9 protein-coding genes are annotated in these 8,505 nt (G+C 72.2%); 1 reads left to right on the top strand and 8 read right to left on the bottom strand.

Annotation, left to right across the window (positions count from 1 at the left end):
* Positions 1 to 406: 406 nt before the first annotated feature.
* The gene (gene tyrS / locus VM95_RS21830; protein ID WP_045699494.1) at positions 407 to 1,678 is read right to left on the bottom strand and encodes a tyrosine--tRNA ligase; all 1,272 of its coding nucleotides are present in this window, start codon (positions 1,676 to 1,678) and stop codon (positions 407 to 409) included.
* A gap of 295 nt (positions 1,679 to 1,973) precedes the next feature.
* On the opposite strand from tyrS, the gene VM95_RS21825 reads away from it, so the two are divergent.
* Positions 1,974 to 2,513: an HNH endonuclease gene (locus tag VM95_RS21825; protein ID WP_045699476.1), complete on the top strand. Its 540-nt coding sequence runs from the start codon at positions 1,974 to 1,976 to the stop codon at positions 2,511 to 2,513.
* An 89-nt stretch (positions 2,514 to 2,602) separates the two neighbouring features.
* Here the strand turns inward: VM95_RS21825 and VM95_RS21820 are convergent, their stop codons facing one another.
* The 7 genes from VM95_RS21820 to VM95_RS21790 form a co-directional block, all read right to left on the bottom strand.
* A complete protein-coding gene (locus VM95_RS21820) occupies positions 2,603 to 4,510 on the bottom strand; it encodes an outer membrane protein assembly factor BamB family protein (RefSeq protein WP_045699474.1) in 1,908 nt (635 codons plus the stop codon).
* Between the two features lie 83 nt (positions 4,511 to 4,593).
* Positions 4,594 to 4,902, bottom strand: coding sequence for a 4a-hydroxytetrahydrobiopterin dehydratase (locus VM95_RS21815; RefSeq protein WP_045699472.1), 309 nt, complete (start codon positions 4,900 to 4,902; stop codon positions 4,594 to 4,596).
* A 32-nt stretch (positions 4,903 to 4,934) separates the two neighbouring features.
* On the bottom strand, positions 4,935 to 5,114 hold the full coding sequence (locus VM95_RS21810) for a DUF1272 domain-containing protein (protein WP_045699470.1): 180 nt from the start codon (positions 5,112 to 5,114) through the stop codon (positions 4,935 to 4,937).
* Between the two features lie 54 nt (positions 5,115 to 5,168).
* Positions 5,169 to 5,927: a sulfite exporter TauE/SafE family protein gene (locus tag VM95_RS21805; protein WP_045699467.1), complete on the bottom strand. Its 759-nt coding sequence runs from the start codon at positions 5,925 to 5,927 to the stop codon at positions 5,169 to 5,171.
* Positions 5,928 to 6,087: 160 nt separating this feature from the next.
* Complete coding sequence (locus tag VM95_RS21800) at positions 6,088 to 7,152, bottom strand: SPFH domain-containing protein (RefSeq protein WP_045699465.1); 1,065 nt, start codon at positions 7,150 to 7,152, stop codon at positions 6,088 to 6,090.
* A gap of 10 nt (positions 7,153 to 7,162) precedes the next feature.
* Complete coding sequence (locus VM95_RS21795; protein ID WP_045699463.1) at positions 7,163 to 7,594, bottom strand: NfeD family protein; 432 nt, start codon at positions 7,592 to 7,594, stop codon at positions 7,163 to 7,165.
* Positions 7,595 to 7,691: 97 nt separating this feature from the next.
* The gene (locus VM95_RS21790) at positions 7,692 to 8,483 is read right to left on the bottom strand and encodes an ABC transporter ATP-binding protein (protein ID WP_045699461.1); all 792 of its coding nucleotides are present in this window, start codon (positions 8,481 to 8,483) and stop codon (positions 7,692 to 7,694) included.
* Positions 8,484 to 8,505: the final 22 nt, after the last annotated feature.

The raw sequence follows: 8,505 nt of genomic DNA, 5'->3' as shown, positions 1-8,505 counted from the left end.
TGAGTTCTCAAGGAACGGACGCTTCCTTCGAGCCGCCTTCCAGCGGGCCCTCCGGGCGCTTCGTTCTTTCGTGTTTCCAGCTTACCAGATGTTTTCCGCCCCGTTTTCCGGAGTTTCATTCATCTGATTTCCCGAACTGGTCGGGGTCACTTTCTGCGACGTCCTCCACATTAGCGCATTTCGGTTGTCACCCGAAATTCACGCTCACCCCGGTTGACGGAAACGCCAACGAACCCAACCGAATGGGCCTTCAGGAGTGAGAGTGGGTCTTGCTGAGTGGATGGCCGCTCCAGCGACTCGTTCAACACTAGGCCACCTGGAGGACATCGTCAAACGTCGAGGGCGGGATCCGGCTGGATCCCGCCCTCGGTGGTCGAAGCCGCAGCTCAGCGGCATCGGGTTTCGGTCACGCCGACGCCGGCACCAGCTCCGCCGCCGCCAGGTTCCGCTTGCCGCGGCGCAGCACGAGCCAGCGACCGTGCAGCAGGTCGGCCTCGGTGGGCACGGCCTCCTCGTCCGTCACCTTGACGTTGTTGAGGTAGGCGCCGCCCTCCTTGATCGTGCGGCGGGCGGCCGAGCGGCTCGGCGCCAGGCCGACCGCGACCAACAGGTCGACCACCGGCTGGAGTTCGGTCACCTCGGCCTTGGGCACCTCGGCGAGGGCGGCGGCGAGGGTCGGGGCCTCCAGGTCGGCGAGGTCGCCCTGGCCGAACAGCGCCTTGGAGGCGGCGACCGCGCGCTCGTACTGCTCGGCGCCGTGGACGAGCGTGGTCAGCTCCTCCGCGAGGGCGCGCTGGGCGAGGCGGGCGGCGGGGCGCTCGGTGGTCTCTCGCTCCAGCTCCTCGATCTCCTCCTTCGAGCGGAAGCTGAAGATCCGCAGGAAGTTGGAGACGTCCCGGTCGTCCGCGTTCAGCCAGAACTGGTAGAAGGCGTACGGGGTGGTCAGCTCGGGGTCGAGCCAGACGGTGCCGGACTCGGTCTTGCCGAACTTGGTGCCGTCCGCCTTGACGATCAGCGGCGTGGCCAGCGCGTGCACGGACTTGCCCTCGGCCTTGCGGATCAGGTCCGTGCCGGCGGTGAGGTTGCCCCACTGGTCGCTGCCGCCGGTCTCCAGGGTGCAGCCGTAGCGGCGGTTCAGCTCCAGGAAGTCCATGCCCTGGAGGATCTGGTAGCTGAACTCGGTGTAGCTGATGCCCGCGTCGGAGTTGAGCCGCCGGGCGACGGCCTCCTTGGCGATCATGTTGTTGACGCGGAAGTACTTGCCGACGTCGCGCAGCAGGCTGATGGCGGACATCCCGGAGGTCCAGTCCAGGTTGTTGACCATGCGCGCCGCGTACGGCCCCTCGAAGTCGAGGAAGCGCGAGATCTGGCCGCGCAGGCGCTCGACCCAGCCGGCCACCGTCTCGGGGTCGTTGAGGACGCGCTCGGCGGTGGGCTTCGGGTCGCCGATCAGGCCGGTGGCGCCGCCGACCAGGCCGAGCGGGAGGTTCCCCGCCTGCTGGATGCGACGCATGGTGAGGATCTGCACCAGGTTGCCGAGGTGCAGGCTGGGCGCCGTGGGGTCGAAGCCGCAATAGAACGTGACCGGGCCGTCCGCGAACGCCTTGCGCAGTGCGTCCTCGTCGGTGGACAGGGCGATCAGCCCACGCCACCGCAGCTCGTCGACGATGTCCGTCACGGTCACGCTTCTCCTTCGATCGGGCGTCCGCCCGGCTCGGCCCCGATTCGGTGAGGGGCCCCGGGTCGGTACGACTCCAGCCTGGTAGAGCCTACGCGGTTCCCGCCAGGGAGTTTTCGCCGAGGCACCCGGCCGGGGCCGCCCGGATACTCCCCCGGGTTCCTCCCCGACACCGGAAATTCCGTTGTTCGTCGGCTGTGTGCCCGTTCAGAGTGGTTCCGCCGCCGCGCGGCGGCAGTGACGTGTGTGGAGACGGTCGTGCCGCCGTGGCACGCCCGTGGGAAGGGTGTGCCGAGTGCGCAACACGCTGGTTCTGAACGCGAGCTACGAGCCCCTGACGACGGTGTCGCTCCAGCGCGCCGTCGTCCTGGTGCTCCAGGACAAGGCGGTGGTGGAGCAGGCGCACCCGCTGCGCTCGATCAGGGGGACGGGCGTGACCGTCCCTGTGCCCCGGGTGATCAGACTGCAGCGGTACGTCCGGGTGCCGTTCCGACAACAGGCCCCGTGGTCGAGGCGGGGTGTCCTGGCCCGGGACCAGCACCTGTGCGCGTACTGCGGTCGGCGGGGCACCACGGTGGACCACCTGCAGCCCAAGTCGCGTGGTGGTGAGGACAGTTGGATGAACACCGTGGCCGCGTGCGCGGAGGACAACCAGCGCAAGGCCGACCGGACGCCCGAGCAGGCCGGGATGCGGCTGCTGCGCCGGCCGTTCGTGCCGACGCCGCAGGCGACCCTGATGCTGGCGCTCGGCCTGCGCGGCGCGGAGGCCCGGGAGCTGGCCGACTGGCTGCCCGCGATCCCGGGGCAGCCCGCGCAGGCGGTCCCGGCGGCCTGAGCCCACGGTCACGGTCACGGTCACGGGCTCGGGCACGGCCACGGTCACGAGCGCCGGGCCGGTCACCGGAGCCCCGGTACCCGCCGGGCTCAGCCCTTCGCCTGGTAGCCCGCCGCCGTCCCGAAGGTGCCCGAGTGCTCGGGCACCACGACCACCTGCCCGCCGCCGATCAGCACCCGCCCGGACACCAGCAGCGAGCCCGTACCGGGCGGGAAGTTCCCGCCGGTCGCCTCCTGGCCCCCGGCCACCGGGAACCGGCTGAGGCGCGCGGGCTGGTCGCGGCGCTCGTCGGCGGCGAGCACCAGCGCGCCGCCGTCGAGCCCGACCAGCCGGACGGCGCCCTTGGCGGACGACTGCGCCTTCCAGCGCTGCTTGCCGGTGTCGAGGTCGTAGCCGGCCACGGTGACCGGGCCGCCGCCGCTGCCGCTCGTCGGCACGATCGAGGCGATCATCGTGCGGTCCTGGAAGTAGACCTCCGGAGTGGCCGAAAACGTGCCGTGGGCGACGTCCAGCCGGCCGCCGTCCGCGACCACCGGGATCTCGGCGGCCGGGTCGCCGGCGGCGCCCCAGGCGAACACCCGGTCGTCCTCGGGCTTCCCGCCGGTGGTGAGGACGACAGCGGGCTCGGCGGAGAGCACGGTGACGGTCTTCGGCTGGTTGTTCAGGCCCCGCCACCAACTCACCTTGCCGTCCGCGGCGTTCAGCGCGACGGCCTGGTCGGCGGGGGTCGAGTCGGCGCAGGAGGAGGCGACCAGCACGGTCTTGCCGGTGACGCCGCCGGAGAGCGTGCAGAACTTGCCCTGCCCGGTGTACTGCCAGACGTCCTTGCCGTCCGCGGCCGCCCAGGCGATCGCCCGGTCGTCGCCGACCGCGACCACCTGGTCCTCGGTCACGCCGATCCGCGCCGTGTACGCGCCCTTGGCGTCCGAGACGGTCTTCGTCCACGCCGTCCTGCCGGTCTTGGTGTCCACGGCCGCGACCAGCGTGCAGGGCGTCTTCGGATCGGCCTGGGCCCGGAACAGCGCCGCGCCCAGCCCGGCCCGGTTCACGGTCGCGGACAGCCCGCACGGGACGGCTCCGGCGGCCGGCGGCTCGACCGTCCAGGTCGGCTTGCCGCCCGTACGGTCGTAGGCGTGCACGCCGGCGGCGTCGGCCCGGACCACCGCGTCACCCAGCAGCCAGCTGCCGACCAGGGTGTCGTCCGCCCCCGGCTGCGCCGCCGCCGCGGGCTGGGCGGCCCACGCCCGGGTGTGCGCGACGGCGAAGCCCGGCTCGCCGCCGCTGTCCGCGGCGGCCTTGTCACCGCCCTCGGCGCCGACCGTCAGCCCGGCCGCGACCAGCACCGCCAGCGCCGCGACCCCGGCCCCCGTGCGCACCAGCAGCGCCCGGCGGCTCGGCACGTGCTCCCCGGTCAGGACGGCGCCGGCGGCCGCCTTGGCCCGGTCCGTCAGCGACGAGGACGAGCCGGACCGGCCGCCGCCAGCGCCCCCACCACGCCGCGAAGACCGGGTGGACCCGGCCGACCGGGCGGGCTCGTCCGCTATGGCGGGCTCGGCGGGCGGCTCCTCCTCCACGGGCTCCGGCTGCGGCTCCTCGGCGAGCTGGACGTAGCCGTCCGCCGAGTACTCCGCACCCTCCGGCGCGTACAGCCCGTCCGGCGCGGCGGGCTGCTGCCCGTGGTCCGGGTACTGCTGATAGGGCTGGTACTGCGGGTCCTGCTGGTACTGCGGGTACTGCGGGTACTGCTGATAGGGATCCTGCTGGTAGCCGCCCTCGACGTACCCGGTCCGGCCGTAGCCGGCCTGCCCGTAGTCGCCCTGCGGCTCGTAGTGATCGCCGCCCTGCGGCGCGTAGTGGCCGCCGCCCTGCCACTCCTGCTGGGCCTGCGGGTTCCAGGCCTGCTGCTGGTGGGCACCGCCCTGCCAGTCCTGCTGCTGCGCCTGCGGGTACCAGGGCTGCTGCCCGGCGTGGGCGTCTCCGAAGGGCTCCTGCGCCATCCGTTCCGTCCCTCCGAGCCGCCCTGCCTGCCGATGCGGCAGTCAGCATCTCACGGCGGTCCGGAGGAGGAACCTCCGCCTGCTCAGGCGTCCGCCGACTCCGCGCGCAGGGCCTCGTCGATGCGGGCGGCGAGGGTGAGGTCCAGACCGGTGAGCCCGCCGGCGCTGTGGGTGGAGAGGACGAAGCGCAGGCTGCGCCAGCGGATGTCGATGTCCGGGTGGTGGTCGAGCGCCTCGGCCTGCTCGGCGACGGCGACGACGGCCCGGATCGCGGCCGGGAAGTCGGGGGCGACGGCGGAGCGGACGATGCTGTCGCCCTCCCGGGTCCAGCGCGGCAGGCCCGCCAGGGCCGCCGTGATCTCGTCCTCGCTCAGCCGTGCCCTGCTGCTCATCGAAGCGCTCCCGTTCGGGGTCGTGGTGCGGGTCAGGCGACCTTCCGGCGCGGACGGACCACGAGCTCGCCGCCGCAGTTGGGGCAGGCGGAGGCCATCGCCGCGGTGCAGTCCGGGCAGAAGGTGCACTCGAAGGAACATATCGAGGCGGGGCCGTCCGCCGTCAGCGACACCGCGCACCGCTCGCACGACTCGCGCATCTCCAGGGCCATCTCACATTCCTCCGAATTCCGTACGATCACAATGAAGTTCAGCTACCGGAGCGGTCAGCTCAGCAGCAGCTTGGTGACGGCGACCAGCCCGACCACCACGATCACCGCGCGCAGCGCGACCGGCGGCAGTCGGCGGCCGACCTTGGCGCCGAGCGCGCCGCCGACCAGCGAGCCGACCGCGATCAGCCCGGCGGCCGTCCAGTTCACCGTCGAGGTGAACAGGAAGAACAGGGCGGCGACGGCGTTGACGATCAGCGCCAGCGCGTTCTTCACCGCGTTGATCCGCTGCAGGTCCTCCTGCAGCAGCATGCCCATCAGCGCCAGCAGCAGCACGCCCTGCGCGGCGCCGAAGTAGCCGCCGTAGATGCCGGTCAGGAAGACGCCGGCGAGCAGCACCGGGCTGCCGTCCGGGTCGCCGCCGGGGCGCCGCCGGGCGGCGACGGCCCTGGCGACCCGGGGCTGGACCACCACCAGGACCAGGGCGAGCAGGATCAGCGCCGGGACGATCGCGTCGAAGGCGCCCTTCGGCAGCTTGATCAGCAGCAGCGCGCCGACCAGCCCGCCGAGCAGCGAGGCGGTGCCCAGGCGCAGCAGCCGGCGGCCCTGGTCGGCCAGTTCGCGCCGGTAGCCGATCACGCCGCTGAGCGAACCGGGCACCAGGCCGAAGGAGTTGGAGACGTTGGCGGTGACCGGCGGGATGCCGACGGCGAGCAGCACCGGGAAGGTGATCAGCGTGCCGGAGCCGACGATGACGTTGATCATCCCGGCGCCCACGCCGGCCACCAGGACGGCGATCGCCTCCCAGAGCGTCACGGGTCACCTCTTCTCGTGGTCCTGCCCGACGTGATCATGCCGGACGGCCCGCTCCCCCGACCAGACCCGCCCGCCATTCGGGACGCACGCCACAGTGGCGGGGAACGCCGAGGGCCCGCCACCGTACGGCAGCGGGCCCTCTCCGGAGTTCGCGGTCCGATCACTCCGGGTCGATCTTGCGGTACTCCCGCGCCGGGTCGACCCGCGGCCGGGCGGCGCCCTTCTCGGTGTCCACCGGGCGCGGCCCGGAGGCCGGGTCGATCGGCACCTGGGTGGCCGCCGGCGCCGCCGCCGGGACGCTGGGCGCCGCGACCGCGCCGCCGTTCATGCCGCCGCCGTTGCCGTGGCCGTTGCCGGTCAGCCCGTTGAAGGCGCCGCCGAGGCCCTTGAGCGCGTCGCCGACCTCGCTGGGGATGATCCACAGCTTGTTGGCGTCGCCCTTGGCCAGCTCGGGCAGGGTCTGCAGGTACTGGTAGGCGAGCAGCTTCTGGTCGGCGTCGCCGTCGTGGATGGCCTCGAAGACCGTCCGGATCGCGGCCGCCTCACCGTCCGCGCGCAGCACCGCCGCCTGGGCCTCGCCCTCGGCCTTGAGCACCTCGGCCTGCTTCTCGCCCTCGGCCTTGAGGATCTGCGCCTGGCGCTGGCCCTCGGCGGTGAGGATCGCGGCGCGCTTGTCCCGGTCGGCACGCATCTGCTTCTCCATCGAGTCCTGGATGGAGGTCGGCGGCTCGATCGCCTTCAGCTCGACCCGGTTGACCCGGATGCCCCACTTGCCGGTGGCCTCGTCCAGCACGCCGCGCAGGCCGGCGTTGATGACCTCGCGGGAGGTCAGGGTGGACTCCAGGTCCATCGAGCCGATGATGTTGCGCAGGGTGGTGACGGTCAGCTGCTCGATCGCCTGGATGTAGCTGGCGACCTCGTAGGTGGCCGCCCGCGGGTCGGTCACCTGGTAGTAGATGACGGTGTCGATGTTGACCACCAGGTTGTCCTGGGTGATCACCGGCTGCGGCGGGAACGGCACGACCTGCTCGCGCAGGTCGATCCGGTTGCGGACCCGGTCGATGAACGGGACGACGATGTTCAGCCCTGCGTTGAGCGTCCGGGTGTAGCGGCCGAAGCGCTCCACGATCGCGGCGCTGGCCTGCGGGATGACCTGGATCGTCTTGATCAGCGCGATGAAGGCCACCACGACCAGGACGACCAAAACGATAAGGACGGGTTCCACGGACTCTCCCCTAGACGACCAGGGCGGTCGCGCCCTGGATTTCGACGACGTCGACCTGCTGCCCCGGCTGGTAGACCTGGCCCGGGTGGAGCGCGCGAGCCGACCAGATCTCGCCGTTCAGCTTGATCCGGCCGCCCTCCCCGTCGACGGTTTCCGCGACGACCGCGGTGGCACCCTTCAGCGCCTCGATGCCCATCTTGATCTGCGGGCCCGTCCGCAGTTGCCGACGGGCGATCGGGCCGACGAAGGCCACCAGGCCGACCGAGACCACCAGGAAGGTCACGGCCTGCGGAACCACGCCCGCGCCGAGCCCGGCCACGACGGCGGCGGCCACCGCACCGAGGGCGAACAGCGCGAACTCCGGCACCGCGGTGAGCACCAGCGGTATGCCGAGGGCCGCGGCGGCCAGGAGCCACCAGATCCAGCTGTCCACACCGACCATCCTAGGGAGCGAGGGGTCTTCGGGGGACGGTTCCCGCAGGTCCAGGGGCGGAAACCGGTCGCAGGTGCGACCGGTTCCCATCACCCCCGCGAAGGGGCTAACCCAGCGGCAGGCCCTGCGCCGACCAGCGGTCGCCGTGGCGCTCCAGGGTGAGCGGCAGGCCGAAGCACTTGGAGAGGTTGCGGGCGGTCAGCTCGGTGTCGATCGGGCCGGCGGTGAGCACCTTGCCCTGACGGATCATCAGGACGTGGGTGAAGCCCGGGGCGATCTCCTCGACGTGGTGGGTGACCATCGCCATGGACGGGGCGAACTCGTCCTGGGCGAGCGCGCCGAGCCGGCGGACCAGGTCCTCGCGGCCGCCGAGGTCCAGGCCGGCGGCGGGCTCGTCGAGCAGCAGCAGCTCGGGGTCGGTCATCAGGGCGCGGGCGATCAGGGTGCGCTTGCGCTCGCCCTCGGAGAGGGTGCCGAACTTGCGGGCGGTGAGGCCGGCCATGCCCATCCGGTCGAGCAGGGCGAGGGCGCGGCCCTCGTCGGACTGGTCGTAGGTCTCCTGCCAGCTGACCGTCATGCCGTAGGCGGCGGTGAGCACGGTCTGCAGCACGGTCTGCTCGGCCGGCAGCTTGTCGAACATCGAGGCGCCGGCCAGGCCGATCCGGGAGCGCAGCTCGAAGACGTCGACCTCGCCCAGCTTCTCGCCGAGCACCGAGACCTTGCCCGAGGTCGGGAACAGGTACGAGGAGGCGATCTGCAGCAGGGTGGTCTTGCCGGCGCCGTTCGGGCCCAGGATGACCCAGCGCTCACCCTCGGAGATGGACCACGAGACCTGGTCGACCAGCGCGCGCCCCTCCCGGACCACGGATACGTCCACCAGCTCCAGCACGTCGCTCATGCCCACGCCTTCCCCAAAACAG

Origin of the sequence: Streptomyces rubellomurinus (assembly GCF_000961885.1) — a bacterium.
Lineage (GTDB): Bacteria > Actinomycetota > Actinomycetes > Streptomycetales > Streptomycetaceae > Kitasatospora > Kitasatospora rubellomurina.
The sequence above is the reverse complement of the archived record's forward strand: the minus strand, read 5'-3'. Positions and strand labels throughout refer to the sequence as shown.